The sequence below is a fragment of the Eleftheria terrae genome, assembly GCF_030419005.1.
GTDB lineage: Bacteria > Pseudomonadota > Gammaproteobacteria > Burkholderiales > Burkholderiaceae_C > Caldimonas > Caldimonas terrae.
In genome coordinates, this window is record NZ_CP106951.1 from 4054795 (window position 1) to 4071857 (window position 17063).

General features: G+C 70.0%; 14 protein-coding genes. 7 read left to right on the forward strand and 7 right to left on the reverse strand.

The genetic code is table 11. From position 1 onward, the window contains the following. The first annotated feature begins 88 nt into the window (after nt 1–88). From N7L95_RS18025 to N7L95_RS18045, 5 genes are all read left to right on the forward strand, one after another. Nucleotides 89–1333 carry an NAD(P)-binding domain-containing protein gene (locus N7L95_RS18025; protein ID WP_301256628.1) on the forward strand — a complete coding sequence of 415 codons (1245 nt, stop codon included), beginning with the start codon at nt 89–91 and terminating at the stop codon, nt 1331–1333. Continuing rightward, nucleotides 1330–2154, forward strand: coding sequence for a hypothetical protein (locus N7L95_RS18030; protein WP_301256629.1), 825 nt, complete (start codon nt 1330–1332; stop codon nt 2152–2154). The genes N7L95_RS18025 and N7L95_RS18030 overlap by 4 nt, the downstream gene beginning before the upstream one ends. A gap of 39 nt (nt 2155–2193) precedes the next feature. Continuing rightward, nucleotides 2194–3510, forward strand: coding sequence for an MFS transporter (locus N7L95_RS18035; RefSeq protein ID WP_301256630.1), 1317 nt, complete (start codon nt 2194–2196; stop codon nt 3508–3510). Nucleotides 3511–3625: 115 nt separating this feature from the next. Next, nucleotides 3626–4135: a hypothetical protein gene (locus N7L95_RS18040; RefSeq protein WP_301256631.1), complete on the forward strand. Its 510-nt coding sequence runs from the start codon at nt 3626–3628 to the stop codon at nt 4133–4135. Between the two features lie 181 nt (nt 4136–4316). Beyond that, nucleotides 4317–4685 carry a YbaN family protein gene (locus N7L95_RS18045; RefSeq protein ID WP_301256632.1) on the forward strand — a complete coding sequence of 123 codons (369 nt, stop codon included), beginning with the start codon at nt 4317–4319 and terminating at the stop codon, nt 4683–4685. Between the two features lie 122 nt (nt 4686–4807). Here N7L95_RS18045 and N7L95_RS18050 read toward each other — a convergent pair whose 3' ends face one another. Continuing rightward, nucleotides 4808–5512 (reverse strand): PEP-CTERM sorting domain-containing protein, encoded by a 705-nt coding sequence (locus tag N7L95_RS18050; protein WP_301256633.1) that lies wholly within the window; start codon nt 5510–5512, stop codon nt 4808–4810. A gap of 555 nt (nt 5513–6067) precedes the next feature. Between N7L95_RS18050 and N7L95_RS18055 the strand changes: the two genes are divergently transcribed. Both N7L95_RS18055 and N7L95_RS18060 read left to right on the forward strand, forming a co-directional pair. After that, nucleotides 6068–7141 carry an AraC family transcriptional regulator gene (locus N7L95_RS18055; RefSeq protein ID WP_301256634.1) on the forward strand — a complete coding sequence of 358 codons (1074 nt, stop codon included), beginning with the start codon at nt 6068–6070 and terminating at the stop codon, nt 7139–7141. Between the two features lie 325 nt (nt 7142–7466). Then, the gene (locus N7L95_RS18060) at nt 7467–8435 is read left to right on the forward strand and encodes a lipase family alpha/beta hydrolase (protein ID WP_301256635.1); all 969 of its coding nucleotides are present in this window, start codon (nt 7467–7469) and stop codon (nt 8433–8435) included. A 19-nt stretch (nt 8436–8454) separates the two neighbouring features. Here N7L95_RS18060 and N7L95_RS18065 read toward each other — a convergent pair whose 3' ends face one another. The 6 genes from N7L95_RS18065 to N7L95_RS18090 all read right to left on the reverse strand — a co-directional run bounded on the left by N7L95_RS18065 (nt 8455) and on the right by N7L95_RS18090 (nt 17028). Then, nucleotides 8455–8970: a PraA/PraB family alkane oxidation protein activator gene (locus tag N7L95_RS18065; RefSeq protein ID WP_301256636.1), complete on the reverse strand. Its 516-nt coding sequence runs from the start codon at nt 8968–8970 to the stop codon at nt 8455–8457. 98 nt (nt 8971–9068) lie between these two features. Beyond that, entirely contained in the window at nt 9069–10775 is a 1707-nt protein-coding gene (locus N7L95_RS18070; protein ID WP_301256637.1) for an AMP-binding protein, read from the reverse strand. A gap of 44 nt (nt 10776–10819) precedes the next feature. Further along, nucleotides 10820–11626 carry a TetR/AcrR family transcriptional regulator gene (locus tag N7L95_RS18075; RefSeq protein WP_301256638.1) on the reverse strand — a complete coding sequence of 269 codons (807 nt, stop codon included), beginning with the start codon at nt 11624–11626 and terminating at the stop codon, nt 10820–10822. Nucleotides 11627–11721: 95 nt separating this feature from the next. Next, nucleotides 11722–11934, reverse strand: a complete 213-nt coding sequence (locus N7L95_RS18080) for a hypothetical protein (protein WP_301256639.1) — start codon at nt 11932–11934, stop codon at nt 11722–11724. A gap of 49 nt (nt 11935–11983) precedes the next feature. Continuing rightward, entirely contained in the window at nt 11984–13132 is a 1149-nt protein-coding gene (locus tag N7L95_RS18085; protein WP_301256640.1) for an alkane 1-monooxygenase, read from the reverse strand. 464 nt (nt 13133–13596) lie between these two features. Further along, nucleotides 13597–17028, reverse strand: coding sequence for an ATP-binding protein (locus N7L95_RS18090; RefSeq protein ID WP_301256641.1), 3432 nt, complete (start codon nt 17026–17028; stop codon nt 13597–13599). Between the last annotated feature and the right edge of the window lie 35 nt (nt 17029–17063).

Sequence of the window (17063 nt, forward strand, 5' to 3'; positions counted from 1 at the left end):
AAGGACCTCCTCCCTCATCCCCCGGGCTGGCCCGGGCAGGCGAAGGCGGCCGCCTCGGGCGGTGCACCTTGGCCGGACGGAGACCGACATGCCGCACGACCGCACCGCCACCTTGATCGTCGGCGCCGGGCCTTATGGCCTGTCGCTCGCTGCCTATTGCAAGGCGCACCGCCTGGACCATGTGCTGGTCGGCGAGCCGATGGGGTTCTGGCGCCGCCACATGCCCGCCGGCATGCAACTGCGCTCCACCGCCGAGTGGCACCTGGACCCGCAAGGCGACCACACCTTGCTTGCCTATTTCGACACCCGGGGCGGCCCACCTCGCGGCGCCGGCGATCCCATCGCGCTGGCCGACTACCTGGGCTATGCCGACTGGTTCGCTCGGCAACAAGGCATCCGCGCGCGGCCGGCGCGGCTGCAGTGCCTGGAGCGCGAGACACGCGGTCGCTGCCGCTTTCTGGCGCGTTTCGAGGACGGCCGGGAACTGCAGGCCGAGCAGGTGGTGGTGGCCACCGCCTTCGGCGCGTGCCGCCATCTCGACGAGGCCCATGCCGCCTTGCTGAAGGGGCACCCGTTCTGCCATGCACAGGACACGGTGGACTTCGCTCCGTTCGCCGGCCGGTCGCTGCTCATCGTCGGCGGCCGGCAGAGTGCCTTCGAATGGGCCGCGCTGGCGGCCGAGGCGGGTGCCGCCGAGGTCCATGTCTGCCACCGGCATCCCAGCCCCGCCTTCGAGGCGGCCGACTGGCGCTGGGTCGACCCCTTGCTGGCGCGGCTGGAGGCCTGTCCCGGCTGGTATCGCCGCCTTCCGGAGGCCGAGAAGCAAGACATCGCCGGACGCATGTGGGCCATCGGCCGGGGTCGGCTCGAGCCCTGGCTGGCACCCCGCATCGCGCGCCCCGAGGTGCAGCTGTGGCCCTGCACCGAGGTGGTGGGCGCAGAGCCGGGCATCAGTGGCCAGGTGGTCGTCTCGTTGAGCAGCGGGCAACGCTTGCCGGTGCACCAGGTGATCCTGGCGACCGGCTACCGGACCGAGGTGCGGCGGCTCGGCTTCCTTGAGCGCGGCGGCCTGCTGCCGGCCCTGGACACGGTGGGCGGCTACCCGGTGCTGAACGAGCGCTTCGAATCCACGCTTGCCGGCCTGTACTTCACCAACCGCTTCGCCTCCCGTGACTTCGGTGGCTTCTTCGACTTCACGGCCGGCTGCCGGGCGGGTGCCCGGCTCCTCGGCGCGGCCCTGCTGCAGCAAGCGCCGGCGTCCGCATGCCGCGGCGCCGCGCGTGCAGAGGGGCCGGCGCTGCCTTCCCCCTCCACGTCGAAAGGACGGACATGAACCACTATCGCGTCAAGCGGAGTTGCCTGCACAACCTCAGGATCACCCGCTCCACCCCGTTCCCCGACGATGGCATCGCCGAAGGCCTGGTACTGCCGCGAGAGATGATGCGCCTGGCCGACATCGCGCCCTACGAGCAGGTCAACCTCACCAAGATCGGCGGCGACCGCTGGGTCAACCGCATGTACACCTTCGTGCTGCCCGGCGACGACGACACGGTGGAGGCCCGGGGGTCGATCGCCCACCTGCTCGGCGAGGGCGAGCTGTGCTGCCTCATCACCACCACCAGCCTCGATGCCGAGCAATACGAGCGGCACCTGAACGGCCGTGCCGGCCCGGGCCTCATCGATGTGCGGCTGTACCCCGCGAGCCCCGTGGTGAACGACCTGTCCTGCGCCCGGCTGATGCTGGAGCACGAGGGCCGGCTGGACCGCATCGACCATCCCGACGCCGCCGTACTCGGCCCGCGCGAGGCCTTGCCCAGGACCTACCTGTCCAACCTCCTGAGCGGCCTGCAGGTGGCGTCGGTGGAGAAGGGCGGCTGCATCGAGATGAGTGCCGAGTTGCCGGTGGAATACATGGAGAAGGCCGGCTTCTGCATGTCGCAGAGCATCCTGGTCTACAACGCCAGCCGCGGCGGCGCCTCCGCTGAAAGCTATGTGGTGCCGAGCCTGCAGCACAAGACGGTGGGGATCTCGGGCGCGCTGGCAGCGCTGGCCGACCTGGGCGACGTGATCTCGGAAGCCGCCTTTGTCTGCAGTACCGCGCCATCCTTCGAGCCGGTGCTCTACCGGGTGCCGGCCGACGCCATGGCAGCTTGAGCCGTGCACGACGAGTGACGACCCGGCCCGGTCCCGCGCATGAGCACCCGCACCGTCCTTGACGCCACTGGCACCGCCGACCCGACGGCCTGGCAGCGGTGGAGCATCTTTGTGGTCTTCGCCGCCAGCTATGTCTGGGTGTACTTCCACCGCATGGCGCCGGCCGTCGTTTCAGCCGACCTGAAGGCGGCCTTCGGCGTCACCGCGGCCGAGCTCGGCTCCCTCGCTGCAACCTACTACTACGTCTCGGCGCTGACGCAGATCCCGTCCGGCCTGCTGGCCGACCGGGTCGGCAACCGCATCACGCTGACCCTGGCCAACCTGGTGGCCGGCATTGGCAGCATCGCCTTCGGCCTCGCCTCCTCCTTCGCACAGGCGACCTTGGGGCGCTTTCTGGTGGGCTTGGGGGTGTCGGTGGTCTTCGTGTGTTTCATGAAGAGCAATGCGGCCTGGACCCGTCCCGCCCAATATGGCCTGATCAGTGGCTTGACGCTGCTGATCGGCAACCTCGGCTCGGTGCTGGCCGGCACGCCGCTCGATGCCCTGCTGCACCGGCACAGCTGGCGCTGGGTGTTCATCGGCATCGGCCTCGTCTCGCTGGTGCTGGCCGCGGTGGCCGCCGCGGTGGTGCGCAATGCGCCGGAGCAGCGGCAAGCCCCCTTCCTCGCCCGGCCGCCCCGGGTCGCCCCGGGGGCGGGGGGCGGCCTGCTGCCCTCGCTGGCCTCGGTGCTCAAGCGGCGCCGGCTGTGGCCGGTGTTTTTCGTCAACCTGGGCATGCTGGGAAGCTACTACGCGCTCTCGGGCCTGTGGGCCGTGCCATTCCTGCAGGACGTGCATCGCCTGGGCCGCAGCGACAGCGCTTTTCTGGTCACCGCCAGCCTGCTCGGGCTGGCCGCCGGGTCCTTCTGCCTGGGGGCCTGGTCCGACCGGCTCGGCAAGCGCCGCCCGATCCTGCTGGGCAGCGTGCTGGCCTACCTCGGGCTGCTGGCGGTGCTGGTTCATGTGCCGCTGGACGCTGGCGCGGGTAGCACGGTGTTGTGCTTCTTGCTGGGCGCAGCCGCCGGCGGTTTCGTGCTCACCTATGGCGCAGCGAAGGACGAGGTGCCGGTGGCCGCCGCCGGCCTGGCGGTCAGCGTGGTGAACACCGGCGTCTTCCTCGGCGCCTCGATCATCCAGTCGGGCTACGGCTGGATCCTGGACCTGCACTGGGCCGGTAGCGTGCGGGCGGGGGTGCGGGCCTATCCCGTGGCAGCCTATGACGCTGCCCATGGCTTCATGCTCGGCGCTGCCGCGCTCGCGCTGCTGGCGGCCCTCTGCGTGCGCGACAGGCCGGGCCCTGCCGGCGATACAGGCTGAGGCCCGCCACCGGTCCATCCCGCCGTGGCGCCCAGCCATCGCCGGTCAGGCGCCACCGCACCGCTCGACGTCGGCTGCATACACTGTGCCGGCTTTTCATCTTTGCCTCCACCGCATGCCCTTCGATCTTTTCCTGGACAAGATGGCGGAAGACCGGCTCCCGCTGATCGACGCCACCCTGGCCGCGCGCCGCATCCCGCGTGGCAGCGAGCCCATCCTGCCGCCGGGCTTCGTCGGCATCAGCGTCGAGCTGGAAGTGGCGGCCGCTGTGGCTCGCGACCTGGCGGCCAGCGGCGTTGCCTGCCGCATCATGGAAGCCAAGTACCGCGAACCGCAGCTGCCGCTGTCGCTGGCGCAGGAGGTGGCGGCCCGGGAGATTGCGCGGCTGCGTCGACAAGCTCATCGGGGCGAGGTGTTCGGCCGCATCGAGCTCATCCGGGAAACGCCGATGTGGTGGACCTTCTTCTCGGCCTCTGAAAGCCTCATCGAGAAGGGCCGCGTCCCTGGCGGCGTGCTGTGCGCGATCGACAAGTTCGACGGCCGGGTGGTAGATGCCGCCGCACAGGCACGAGCCCATGAGCTGATGCACGCCTGGCAGGGCTGGCCCGCCGGCCGGCCCACCTGAGCGCGGGCCCGCCGGTGCGGTGCATGAGGGCCGCCGCCGGCCGGCCGTCCCGAGCGGTGGCAGGCCGCCCCTCGCGCTCGATCCCGGGCCGTGCCGCGGGTCGCCATGGCCGTGCTATCGTGGCCGGCACCATGTTGCTTGCCCTCTCCTGTCCGGCCGCATCGCTGTCCGCGGGGACCACGTGCTGAGGCACACCGTCATCCTGCTGTGGCGCGCGCTGGCAGTCCTGCTCATCGTGCTTGGCGTCATTGGCATCGTGCTGCCGGTGATGCCCACCGTGCCCTTCCTGCTGGCTGCTGCCTGGGCCGCCGGCCGTGGCTGGCCCGAGCTGGAGGAGCGCATGCTGCGTCACCCTGTCTGGGGGCCGCCCATCTGCCGCTGGCGCGAGCACGGCGCGGTGCCGCGGCGTGCCAAGTGGCTGGCCAGCCTGGGCATGGCCGGCAGCGCCACGCTGGTGGCCTTCCTGCCGGTGCCGCTGTGGCTCAAGCTGGCCTTGCCAGCGGTGATGGCCTGCATCGCGGCATGGCTCTGGAGCCGTCCCGACACGTGAGACGCATTCTTCCGATGTGAAAAGAAACTGCCCCGCCGGCACCAGGGCGCCGGCGGGGCAGCGGAGCGAAGCGAGGGGGTCGATCGTTTGCAGACAAGCGCAGCGACCCCGCGTCGCCTACATCAGGCGGCTTGCGGCTCGGCCTGCGCGTCTGCCGCAGCGCGGTCGCGGCGGCGCTTGCTGTAGGCGCCGATGCCGGCCAGGCCCAGCGCGAGCATGGCGTAGGTCGAGGGCTCCGGCACGGCAGCCGTCACGTTGCCGGTCAGGGTGCCGAAGTCCACGCCGGCCACCGCCGGACGCAGGAAGACCGGCACGCCCAGCGCGTCACCCAGGGTGTTCAGCGCGGTCTCGGTGATGAACATGCCGCTGGCGCTGACCTTGAACTTGCCCGGATCCAGGGCCTCGTTGACCAGGGTCGTGAACGTGTACAGCTTGGTGTCCTGCACGACGTTGCTGCCGATGGTGATGTCGCCGTAGAGACTCTTGGTCGCCACGTCGACACGGAAGTCACCCAGCGAGATGACGGTCGAGCCCTTGGTCAGGCTGACGCCTGCATCAGGGGCGGTGAGCACGTCCACCACGGTGCCGCCGGTCACGGTGCCGCCGGTGATGGGGAACTTGAAGGACTTGCCCGGCTCCACGGTGGTGGCGCTGCCGATGCCGGACACGCTGACGGAGATCAGGCCCAGGGTGTCGAGGGCAGATTGCGAGAACACCAGGTCGGCGTCCGTGCCCGTGATCGTGTCGGCCATGGCGGGGAAGGCGACGGCGGTGGCAGCGGCAAGAAGCAGGCGCTTGAAGGTACGCCCGACGTTGGAAGATTTCATTGTGACTCCACTCGATGTTGTGTCTGCGGACGGAACTGGGAGGTGCAGGCGAGGGGGGCGAGGCGTCCGCATGATCCTCGTGCCGGTGGGTCCGGTCGGTGAGTCGCCCTCCGTGAGGGCCCCTGGGGAGAGCGACTCGCCGACCGTTGCCTGCGACGGCGAAGGATGTCGGAGCCCTCCCTTCGTCGCAATGATCGACAGGGGCGATGTACCGGGTCCCCCGACATTGAGATCACCGCCGGCTTGGGACTTCTACCTGGGCTCGGTGTTAACCCGGTGTGGTGTTGCCCGAGGCTGCACAGCAGCGCCGGCACCCCCGACGATGGCAAGCGAATCATGCAGCTGTGCATTACCAACGTTTACCCCCGACACGGCCAGTCGGCGCAATGATTGCGGCGCTGAGTACCTGCAATACGGCGCACTCGCCAGAGCCTCAGGCAGGCCGGAACAGGCCGGGCGTTGCGCCGACGATGGAGACAAGGGGACATCGATGAGACTGCGTCTTGCGCCGGCGAGTGTGGCTTCTGCCCGGGCGTGGTCCTGAGGCGGCCGCCCATGCAAGCCGACCTTGCGAAGCCCGCCGGGCCGACGGTCCCGGCCTCCGTGCTTCAGGAACCCACCGTCACTGCCTATGAATCGGCCCTCACCCTGGTGCGACTGCTGTTGCGCCACGGTGTGTCGGAGGAACGCATGGCCCGGGCCACCGGCGTGCATCCACGCGACCTGCGCAGCCCCGACGCCCGGCTGCCCCTGTCGCGCATCGAGCGGCTGTGGGAGTTCGCGAGCCGCGAGCTCGACAACCCGGCGCTCGCGCTGGAGCTGCACAAGCACTATCCCGAGAACAAGATGCACTTCGTCGCGCACCTCGGCATGCGCTGCCCGACGATGCGTTCGGCGATCGAGCACTGGCGGCAGTACTCGCTGCTGGTCTCCGAAGCCGAGGACGTCGACTATGTGCTGGAAGGCGACAGCGCCCGCTTCGTCTACACCTGCCGCGACCCGCGCTACGAGTCGCGCTTCCTGGCCGAGCACTTCCTGGCCCTGGCCTGCTGGTTCGGCCAGAGCTTCACCGGGGTGCCTCTGTATGCGAGGAACGTGCGCTTCATGCATGCCGACCCCGGCTACCGGGGCGCCTACGAGCAGGTCTTCCCCGGCGCGACGCTGACCTTCCGCGCCTGCGACAACAGCATCGGCTTCGATCCCGACTACCTGCAGCTGCCCTTCCGCACCGCGGACAGCTACCTGCGCCACTTCCTGCAGGAGAAGGCCGAGCAGCTGAAGGCCACGCTGGCGCAGCGCACACCGCTGAAGAACAAGGTGGTGGTGGCCATCTCCACCCTGCTGTCGCGGCAGGAGGAGGTCACGCTGCAGCGGGTCGGCGCGATGCTGGAGCGCTCGCCGCGCCAGCTGCGCTCGCTGCTCGACGCGGAGGGGCACAACTTCCGCGAGCTGGTCGACGAGGTCAGGCGCCATGCCGCGGTGCGCCACCTGCGCCAGGGCATGGCCATCTCGCGGGTGGCGGCGCTGCTCGGCTTCTCGCAGCCGAGTGCCTTCCAGCATGCCTTCAGGCGTTGGTATGGCAAGAGCCCAGGGCTGTTCCAGGAACAGGTGACCGGCCGGGCCGGCTGAGCGGATCTTCCCGCGCCCCCGGTGCAGCAAGCTGTGCCGGGCGCGAGGTCGCTCCGAAGCAGGGGCATGCGGCCCGCCCGGCGCCGCCTGTGGGGCGCAGGGGCGGCCACTCGAGGGTCGGTGGTGAGCGTGGTGCCCCGGCTCCGGCCTTGCGGACAGCAGCGGCGGTGCCGCGTGATCGCAGCGTCGGCCGCCTGCAAGCCAGCACAGGCTGCATCATCGACGCGGCCACCGGCCAGCTCGCATAGTCGCCAGCCGGGCGCGACCTCTCGATGCTTCACTTCTTGGCCTTTGTCGTCGCCCGTCAAGCAACGAGGAGACCGACATGGGGATCAAACGTTTCGCTGCCGCCTGCACCCTGGCGGGTGCGGCGCTGCTGGCGCTGCCTGCCACCAGCCAGGCGCTGGATTTTTCCTACCTCGACTTCCGCTACACGCGGACCCAGCACCCCATCGTGCTGGTGCATGGGGTGCTGGGCTTCGACAACATCGGCGGGGTGGTGGACTACTTCTTCGGCGTGAAGCAGGCGCTCGGCGCCGGTGGCGCCACCGTGCACACCGTGAAGCTGTCGACGGTGGACACGCACGAGGAACGCGGCGAGCAGCTGCTGCGCCAGCTGCTGGCCTTGCAGGCCGCCCACGGCACGCAGCGCTTCAACCTGGTCGCGCACAGCCAGGGCGGGCTGGCGGCCCGCTATGTCGCCAAGGTGCGGCCCGACCTGGTGGCCAGCGTTACCACGGTGCAGACCCCGCACCATGGCAGCAACGTGGCCGACTGGCTGGCCAAGTACACGGTGGAGCATCCCGAGGAAGGGGAGCAGCTGATCAAGCTCAGCACCGAGCTGCTGAAGGCGCTCGACTGGCTGGTCGGCGCGTCCGACCGCGAGCACGACCTCATCGGCAACGTCTTCCAGCTCACGACTTCGATGAGCCGGGCCTGGAACCTGCGCTACACCGAGGGGGCGCCGACCACACCGTGTGGGTCAGGCGCGCGGGTGGGTGCCAGCGGGGTGCACTACTACTCGGCGGGGGGCGCCAGGGTGAACACCAATTTCCTCGACCTCAGCGACCACCTGTTCGGCCTGGTGGCCGGGCTCGGCTTCACCAACGGCGAAGCCAACGACGGCCTGGTGTCGAGCTGTTCCTCCCGCTGGGGCGAGGTGCTGCGGGCCGACTATCCCTGGAACCACGCCGACGGCGTGAACCATGTGATGGGGCTGCGTGACTTCCTCGGGCCGGACCCGCTGAGCTTTTATCGCAGCCATGCCAACCGGCTGAAGAAGGCCGGCCTCTAGGCGGGCGGCCTACGCCGGCTCAGGGCTGCACGTCCAGGGCCGGCGTCACGCTGATCAGGCCATTGGTCTTGCAGCTGGAGCCCGAGGCGGCGACCAGCAGCACGTCCTTGAAGCCCAGCGTCGACTTGGCGTTGTCCCACTGCAGCTCGATGCGGCTCGGGCCGCACTGGCCGCCGACGAATGGCGCGCTCACATGCACCGCCGCGTTGTCGATGACCAGCACGCCGCTCGGCTGCGCCTGTCCGCTCCACGGCAGGCCGACCGCCGAGATGTGGCTGCACAGGCCACTGCTGCCGAAGCTCGCCGCGCTGATGTTCACCGCACCTTCGGCGCTGATGGTGCCGGTGAAGGTGGTGGCGCAGCTCAGACTGGCGATGCCCTTGCGGTAGCTCAGTGTGCCGGCGGCCACCAGGTCGCCGGCGGGCGAGACGGTGACCGCGCTCGCATCGGCCGCGGCAAGCAGGGCGAGCGGCACCGCGGCCAGGGCCGGCCGGGCCCGCGCGAGGAGGGAAGGGGGATGGCGAGGGGAGGTCATCGGGATCGCTTCCTTTCTTCACGGCAGGCACACAGGGAACGGGCGGCCGCCACACTGGCGGCGACCGCCCTCACGCGACCGGGGTGGCCGGCGCCGGCTCAGCGCAGTTCGCGCCGCAGGATCTTGCCGACGTTGGTCTTGGGCAGCTCCTGCTCGCGGAACTCCACCACCCGCGGCATCTTGTAGCCCACCAGGCGGGACCGGCAGTGGTCGAGCAACGCGGCCTCGGTGAGCGAGCTGTCCTTGCGCACGACGACGATCTTGACCCGCTCGCCGGCCACCGGGTCGGGCACGCCGAGCGCCGCCACCTCGCGCACGCCGGGATGCATCATCACGACGTCTTCGACCTCGTTCGGATAGACGTTGAAGCCGGAGACCAGGATCATGTCCTTCTTGCGGTCGATCAGACGCACATAGCCGTGCTCGTCCATCACACCGACGTCGCCGGTGCTCAGCCAGCCCTCGGCATCGATCACCTTGGCGGTTTCGTCGGGCCGGTTCCAGTAGCCACGCATCACCTGCGGGCCGCGCACGCACAGCTCGCCCGGCTCGCCGAGTGCGGCCCAGCTGCCATCGTCGCGGCGGAAGCGCACCTCGGTCGACGGCACCGGCAGGCCGATGGTGCCGTTGAAGCGCATGCGCTGAGGATGGTCGAGATGGATCGGGTTGATGGTGACGATGGGCGAGCACTCGGTCAGGCCATAGCCTTCGGTGATGCCCTTGCCGGTCAGGCGCTCCCAGCGCTCGGCCACCGCCTGCGGTGTGGCCATGCCGCCCGAGATGGTGAGGCGCAGGCGCGAGAAGTCGCGCTTGCGGAAGGTCTCGTTCTCCAGGAAGGAATTGAACAAGGTGCTGACGCCGGCGATGCCGCTGAAGTCTTCGTTCTTGATGACCTTCATCACGCGGCCGACGTCGCGCGGATTGGCGATCAGCACATTGCGGCCGCCCACGCACATGAAGGCCAGGCAATTCACCGTCAGCGAGAAGATGTGGTACAGCGGCAGCAGGCTGAGGTTGGTCTCGATCAGGTCGGCCTGCGGGTCATGGCCGCGCCAGGCCAGGGTCTGCAGCAGGTTGGCGACGATGTTGCGGTGCGTCAGCATGGCCCCCTTGGCCACGCCGGTGGTGCCGCCGGTGTACTGCAGGAAGGCCAGGTCCTGGGGGGCCACCTCGACCTGCGGACGCGGCAGCCGACGGCCCTCGGCCAGCGCGCGGCGCAGCGGCAGGGCGCCGGGCACGCTGCCCTGGCGCTTGGCCGCCGGCGTGCTGCGGCGGATCATGAAGTTGACGAAGCGGCCCTTCAGGTTGAGCCCGTCGTCGAACAGGTCGCCCAGGCCGGTCAGCAGGACCCGCTGCACCGCGGTGCCGGGCAGCGCTTGCGCCAGGGTGGCGGCGAACAGGTCCATCGCCACCAGCGTGGTGGCTCCGCTGTCCTTCAGCTGGTGGGCCAGCTCGCGGGCGGTGTAGAGCGGGTTCACATTGACGACCACCGCGCCGGCCAGCAGGGTGCCGAACAGGCAGACCGGGTATTGCAGGCAGTTGGGCATCATCAGCGCGACCCGGTCGCCATGGCGCACGCCCGCGGCATGCAGCCAGGCGGCGAAGGCCCATGCCAGCTCGCCACAGCGTGCATAGCTCATTTCGGTCCCGGCACTGACGAAGGCCACGCGGTCGCGGAAGCGGCTCACGTTCTCCTCGAACAACACGTTCATGTTGCGGTAGCGCTCAGGCTGGATCTCGAAGGGCACGTCGGGCCGGTAGGACTTCAGCCAGACGCGCTCGGTTTCAGGAATCGGGACACCCATGGTTTGTGGCTCGTTGAGGTGGGTCTAGGGGACGGGGAGGGGAGTCAGCGCCGCGGCGTGCGAGTGCGGCGCGGCGGCATCACGCTGCTCTTGCCGCCGTTCAGTACACGCAGGGCCTGCGGCCGCTTGCCGCCTTGCAGGTCGGCCATGCGCAGCACTTCCTCCAGGGTGGCACTGCGCTGCGTGTGCAGCAGCGGTTCCTTCAGCACGGCCACCATCAGCGAGATGAGCCGCGTCAGCAGCTGCGCCTCGGTGAAGGCCTGGCCCTGGCTGAAGGAGGCGATCAACTGCTCGATGTCGTCGCTGGCCAGCACGCCGGCCAGCGCCTTGAGTGAGAAGTGCAGGCGCAGGCCGAGGTCCTGCCGCGGCATGTGAGGCAGGGCGCGCACGAAGGCGTCGAAGAAGCGGTCGAACACCGGCTCGTAGTGCTGGCGCAAGTAGGTGGCGACGGCCGGCGAGGTGTCGGTGTAGACCCGCCCGAGCAGTCGCAGGAAGGCCGGCCCTCCCTGCTGCGGGTCGCGTGCCAGGCGCAGCGCCGGCACGAACATCGCGGCCAGCACGTGCTCGCAGCTCAGCGGCGCCTCGGGCCAGGCGGCCTCGCAGGCGTCGAGCAGGCGCAGCCGCTCGGTGTTGAGCTTGCCGATGCGGCGTTCCAGCATCGCATGCAGCAAGGCTTCCTTGCCGCCGAAGTGATAGTGCACGGCCGCCAGGTTGACCTGGGCCTGCTCGGTGATCTGGCGCAGCGACAAGGCATCGAAGCCTTGCAGGATGAAGGCGCGCTCGGCAACGTCGAGGATGCGCTGGCGCGTCTGGTCGCCGGCTTTCCTGTCCTTGGCGCGTGAGGGTTCCATGAAGTGCGATGGCAGTGGGCAAGGAAGATCGCCACCGCCGCCCCGTGCCGGAGGTGGCGATGCCAGGCGGCGGGTGGCGGAGTAAAGGGGTGCCGTCAGGCCAGCTGGCTCAACTCGCCCTCGACCGCGTCGAGCATGTCCTGCGTGATCAGCCCACCGGAGAACTGCGCCACGGTGGCCAGCGGAAAGCCGCGCGCCATCGCGATCTGCGGATGGCCGGACAGGCCGGGCAGGTTCTTTTCGAGAATGGCGCGGGTCTGCTCGTTGTCCAGCAGGTCGCCCAGCTTGGTCTGGATGGAATAGCTCATGAAGGTCCTTCGGTGTCCAATGAAGTTGAAAAAGGGGGCGAGGGCCGCGTCAGCTGCGGGCCTCTTCGCAGGCCCGCAGGTGGGCCTCGGCGCGTGGGTTCATCACGCGCCACCATAGCGGTGGCAGCAGGGCCAGCACAACGCCGGTGGCATAGCCAAAGGGGAGTTGCGGGCTGTGCTCGAATCGGCGCAGCACCTGGTAGCGCCGTGCCGGATGGGCATGGTGGTCGGAATGCCGCTGCAGCTGGAACAGCATCAGGTTGCTGAGCAGGAAGTCGGAGTTCCAGGAGTGGCGAGGGTCGACCCGTTCATAGCGGCCGTCCGGACCACGGCGGCGTTGCAGGCCGTAGTGCTCGATGTAGTTGATGATCTCGAGCAGGCAGACCGAGAAGAAGGCCTGGCCGACGAAATAGGCCACCCCGATCGGCCCACCGGCGATGACGCCACAAGCGCCAGCGAAGCAGGCGCTGGCCAGCAGCCAGCCACTGGTTTCGCTGCGCCACCAGTGCCAGGACTGGCCGCGGCGGCGCGCATGATGGCGCTCCAGGGCGTAGGCCCGCGCGATGTTGTGGCGCAGCGCGCGCAGGATGAAGCCGTAGACATGCTCGCCGCGCCGAGCCGTGCTGCCATCGGCCGGGGTGGCCACATCCACATGGTGGCCGTAGATGTGCTCGATCTTGAAGGACCCGTAGCCCACCGAGGCCAGCAACAGGCCGCCGCCGGCGCGTTCGAGCCGGCCGGGCTTGTGGATCAGCTCATGGGCGGTGTTGATGGCCAGCACGCCGCCCAGGCAACCCATCGATACCAGCCAGCCAAGCCGGCCGAGCGGCTCCAGCGGCACCGTCGCGAAGACCCAGCCCCCCCACAGCATCAGGCCCAGCTGCAGCGGGACGCACAGCAGGGTCAGTGCGGGGTAGAAGCGGTCCGCCGCCAGGGCCGCTTCGCTGGCCGGGTCGGGGTTGCGCCGGTCGGTGCCGATGGCCATCTCGGCCAGCGGGAACAGCACGAAGAACTGCACCGGGGTGTACCAGGCCCAGAGGTTCCAGTGGCCCCAGCGCGAGGCTGCCGACCAGGCGATCAACGGCGGCAGGGCCGACAGCAGGAATAGAAGGAAGGCGAGCCGCCGGTGCCCGAAGGGCGACGGAGGCGAGGCAGGGCGTTCACCCGCCGGCGGCGAGGCATGGCCGGACAACTGCATCTCTTGTCTCCTGGTGCCGGCCTGGTGCCGCAAGCCGGGCGGGACGGCGGCGCTGCGTGGCGCTCGCTCTCGGGTCTTGTTTGGATGGCCGGCTGCCCGGCCTTGCACCCGCTTGAAACTGGTGATTCAAACGGGTGTATGAAAATAAGCGAGAAGCCGTTGGGGCGGCAAGGCCAGTGCTGTTGCAGGATGCAACAGCACTGGCGTGTTCCGGGCCCAGCCGGCGAAGGCGCCGACCTAGGCCGCTACTTGCAGGAGGGGGCGCAGCAGTGCGGCCGGCGCAGCATGTCGGCGGCTGCACGCCACACAGGCGCCCGCAGGCGTGGCGCCGGGCGACACCCGGCGTTCCGCGCGGGCCAGGGGGCCGCCCCTGTGCGGACACCGCACCAGGCGCACCCGGCTGCGCGGTGGCGCTGCACTGCAGCACGGCCCACAGCACGGTTCCACAGCACGGTTCCACAGCACTACAGGGGCAAGCTCGGTGGCTCCCACGACGCGCCGGCCGTGGCCCGCCTGGCGGCGGCGGCCAATGGCAGGTGGACGGTGAACTCGCTGCCGCGGCCCAGACCGGCGCTGTGCACGTCGATGCGCCCGCCATGCATGTCCACCAGCTGGCGTGCGATGGTGAGGCCGATGCCCAGGCCGCCCTCGGTGAAGCGGGCAGCGCTGGGCGCCTGCGCGAACATCTCGAAGACACGGCCCTGCTGGTCGGGTGCGATGCCGATGCCGTTGTCGCGCACCACCACGCAGGCCTCGCTGCCGTCGTGGCTGACGCTGATGCGGATGCGCCCGCCGGGGTCGGTGTAGCGTGCCGCATTGTTGAGCAGGTTGGCAAAGACCTGCGTCAGGCGGGTGGCGTCGCCGTCGACATGCAGCGGCTCGGCCGGCAGGTCCAGCGAGAACTGGTGCTGCATCTGCTCGATCAAGGGCCGGCTGGTCTCCAGCGCGCCGGCCAGGACGCCCTTGAGGTCCAGCCGCTCACGGCGCAGGGAGATGCGGCCGCGGCTGATGCGGCTGACGTCCAGCAGGTCGTCGATCAGACGCACCATGTGGTTGACCTGCCGCTCCATCATGCCGAGCGCCTTGGCGAAGACCTCGGGCCGGTCGCTGGCGCGCTTGAGCAGCTCCAGCCCATTGCGGATGGGCGCGAGCGGGTTGCGCAGCTCATGCGCCAGGGTGGCCAGGAACTCATCCTTTTGCCGATCGGCGGCGCGCAAGGCGTCCTCGGCCTGCTTGCGGTCGCTGATGTCCAGCACCGAGCCCACATAGCCCAGCCAGCGGCCGCTGCCATCGAAGCGGGGTTGTGCGACGTCGAGCGCCCAGGCGTAGCTGCCGTCGCGTCGCCGCAGGCGGTACTCGGCACGCCGGGTGGTGTGCGAGCCGGCGTCGTTCACCTGCAGGTGGGCGATGCGCTCGCGGTCGCCGGGGTGCACCATCTGCAGCCAGCCGTGGCCGAGGCCGGCCTCCGGTGGCTGCCCGGTGAACTGGCTCCACGACCGGCTCAGGTAGCTGCAGCGGCCGTCGGCCTCGGCCAGCCACACCATCATCGGCGCATGGTCGGCCAGTTCGCGGAAGCGCGCTTCGCTCTCGCGCAGCGCGTCGCCCGCCTCGCGGCGCAGCCGCGCCAGCGCCAGCAGGCCGTCGACACGCGCCACCAGCTCGCGGGCACTGAAGGGCTTGATCAGGTAGTCGTCCGCGCCGGCCTGCAGGCCTTCGAGCCGCGCTTCTTCCCCGGCCTGGGCCGACAGCAGGATGACCGGCACGCTGCTGGTGCGGTGGTCTTCGCGCAAGGCCTTGAGCAGGCCCAGCCCGTCCAGGCCGGGCATCATGATGTCGCTCACCACCAGGTCGAAGGCGCCTTCGCGCACCGCCTGCAGCGCCGCCAGGCCGTCTGCCACCGCCTGCACGTCATGGCCGCGGGACAGCAGGCGCACCAGGTAGTCGCGCAGGTCGGCGTTGTCGTCGCACAGCAGCAGGCGGGCGCGCGGCTCGGCGGCCAGCGGCAGCCAGCCCGAAGTGGCAATGGCGTCGCTCGGCGTGCTGCCGGCATCGCCGCCGTCCGGCAGCCAGCGCAGCACCTCTTCCACATAGGGAGCCGCCTCCTGGGTCGGCGCCAGCGGCCCGCGCGCCGCGCCGGCGCCGGGCAACGCGGCGCTGCCCATCGGCAGGCGCACTTCGAAGCAGCTGCCGTGGCCGGGCCGGCTGCTGGCCGAGACGCTGCCGCCGTGCAGGCGCGTCAGCTCCTGCACCAGCGCGAGCCCGATGCCGCTGCCTTCGCTGGAGCGTCCCTGCGCCCCCTGCACGCGGTGGAAGCGGTTGAACAGCAAGGGCACCTCGTCGGCGGCAATGCCGATGCCGGTGTCTTCCACCTGCAGCACCGCGTGGCGCTGCAGGCCCTGGCCCTGCTCGCTCAGCCGAACGGCTATCTCGCCCTGCAGGGTGTACTTGAAGGCGTTGGACAGCAGGTTGAGCACGATCTTTTCCCACATGTCGGGATCGACCTGGGCCGGGCTGCTCAGGGGCGGGCAGTCGATGTGCAACTGCAGGCCGGCTCGCTCGACCGCGGCCTGGAACAGGGTGGCCAGGTCGGTCGTGGCGCGTGCCAGGTCGACCGGTTCGCGGGTGGCCTGCAGCCGGCCTGCCTCGATGCGCGAGAAGTCGAGCAGGGTGTTGACGAGCTTCAGCAGGCGCCGCGCGTTGCGGTGCACCAGCCGCAGCGCACGGCCCTGCTCGCGTCCCACGGCCGGTGCGGCCAGCAGGTCTTCCAGCGGCGCGAGCATCAGCGTCAGCGGCGTGCGGAACTCGTGGCTGATGTCCGAGAAGAAGACGGTCTTGGCCCGGTCCAGCTCCGACAGGGCTTGCAGGCGCTGGCGCTCTTCCTCATGGACCTGGGCCCGCGTGAGGCCGGAGGCCATCTGGCCGGCCACCAGTTCGATGAAGCGGCGGTAACGGTCGTCGAACAGCCGCAAGGGATTGAGACCGGCCACCAGCAGGCCGGCCGCCCGTTGGTGGCCGGGCACGACCAGCGGTGCCGCCACCGCCTGCAGCACCGGATGGCGCCAGGCGCCGGCGGGCGGTGCCGGCAGCAGCGGGTCCAGCGAGGCCAGCACACGTGGTGCATTGGTCTCGAGCGCTTCGATCAGCGCAGCGTGGGCAGGCTCGCTGGCGCCGAGATCGATGTGGCGAGGCACACCGGCTGCCTGCGGGTCGAGCGCGGCGGCGCCGAGCAGGTCCAGGCGGTTTTGCTGGCGGTCCAGCGTGTAGATCAGGGTGAAGGGCAGGTCGGGCCGCGGTCGCTGCAGGGCCGCGCAGTAGAGCCGGGTGGCATCGTCGCGGGTCTGCACCTCTGCCGTGCCGGCGGCCAGCTCGCACAGCAGGGCCAGCTGGCGTTCGCCGATGACGCGGCCGGTGCTGTCGATCACCACGCCGAGCAGCCCGCCGGCACCGCCGGCGGCGCCCGGCACGGGGCTGTAGGAGAAGGTGTAGTAGGTCTCCTCGGGGTAGCCGTTGCGCTCCATGACGAGCAGCAGGTCTTCGTCGAAGGTGCCTTCATTGCGCGACAGCACCGACTCGGCACGCGGCCCCACCTGCTCCCAGATCTCGTGCCAGACCTGCCGTGCGGGCTGGCCGAGGCCGCTCGGGTGGCGTGCACCGAGTGCCGACGTGTAGGCATCGTTGTAGAGATTGACAAACTCCGGACCCCACCAGACGAACATCGGCTGGCGCGAGGTGAGCATGATGCGCGTGGCCGTCTGCAGCGGTGCCGGCCAGCCTTCGGGTGGCCCGAGCGGCGTGGTGCTCCAGTCGAATGCCCGCATGCGGGCGCCCATCTCCCCGCCGCCTTGCAGGAAGCCCACGCCGAGGCTCTCGTGCTGATGTTCGTTTTTGATGTCCACCGGATCCTTTCGCTCGCCGGCGCAGCTGCGTGCAG

Excerpts from the sequence above, each read along its gene's own strand:
- N7L95_RS18025 (WP_301256628.1), top strand. The coding sequence starts at position 89 with ATGCCGCACGACCGCACCGCCACCTTGATCGTCGGCGCCGGGCCTTAT.
- N7L95_RS18030 (WP_301256629.1), top strand. The coding sequence starts at position 1,330 with ATGAACCACTATCGCGTCAAGCGGAGTTGCCTGCACAACCTCAGGATC.
- N7L95_RS18035 (WP_301256630.1), top strand. The coding sequence starts at position 2,194 with ATGAGCACCCGCACCGTCCTTGACGCCACTGGCACCGCCGACCCGACG.
- N7L95_RS18040 (WP_301256631.1), top strand. The coding sequence starts at position 3,626 with ATGCCCTTCGATCTTTTCCTGGACAAGATGGCGGAAGACCGGCTCCCG.
- N7L95_RS18050 (WP_301256633.1), bottom strand. The coding sequence starts at position 5,512 with ATGAAATCTTCCAACGTCGGGCGTACCTTCAAGCGCCTGCTTCTTGCC.
- N7L95_RS18055 (WP_301256634.1), top strand. The coding sequence starts at position 6,068 with ATGCAAGCCGACCTTGCGAAGCCCGCCGGGCCGACGGTCCCGGCCTCC.
- N7L95_RS18060 (WP_301256635.1), top strand. The coding sequence starts at position 7,467 with ATGGGGATCAAACGTTTCGCTGCCGCCTGCACCCTGGCGGGTGCGGCG.
- N7L95_RS18065 (WP_301256636.1), bottom strand. The coding sequence starts at position 8,970 with ATGACCTCCCCTCGCCATCCCCCTTCCCTCCTCGCGCGGGCCCGGCCG.
- N7L95_RS18070 (WP_301256637.1), bottom strand. The coding sequence starts at position 10,775 with ATGGGTGTCCCGATTCCTGAAACCGAGCGCGTCTGGCTGAAGTCCTAC.
- N7L95_RS18075 (WP_301256638.1), bottom strand. The coding sequence starts at position 11,626 with ATGGAACCCTCACGCGCCAAGGACAGGAAAGCCGGCGACCAGACGCGC.
- N7L95_RS18080 (WP_301256639.1), bottom strand. The coding sequence starts at position 11,934 with ATGAGCTATTCCATCCAGACCAAGCTGGGCGACCTGCTGGACAACGAG.
- N7L95_RS18085 (WP_301256640.1), bottom strand. The coding sequence starts at position 13,132 with ATGCAGTTGTCCGGCCATGCCTCGCCGCCGGCGGGTGAACGCCCTGCC.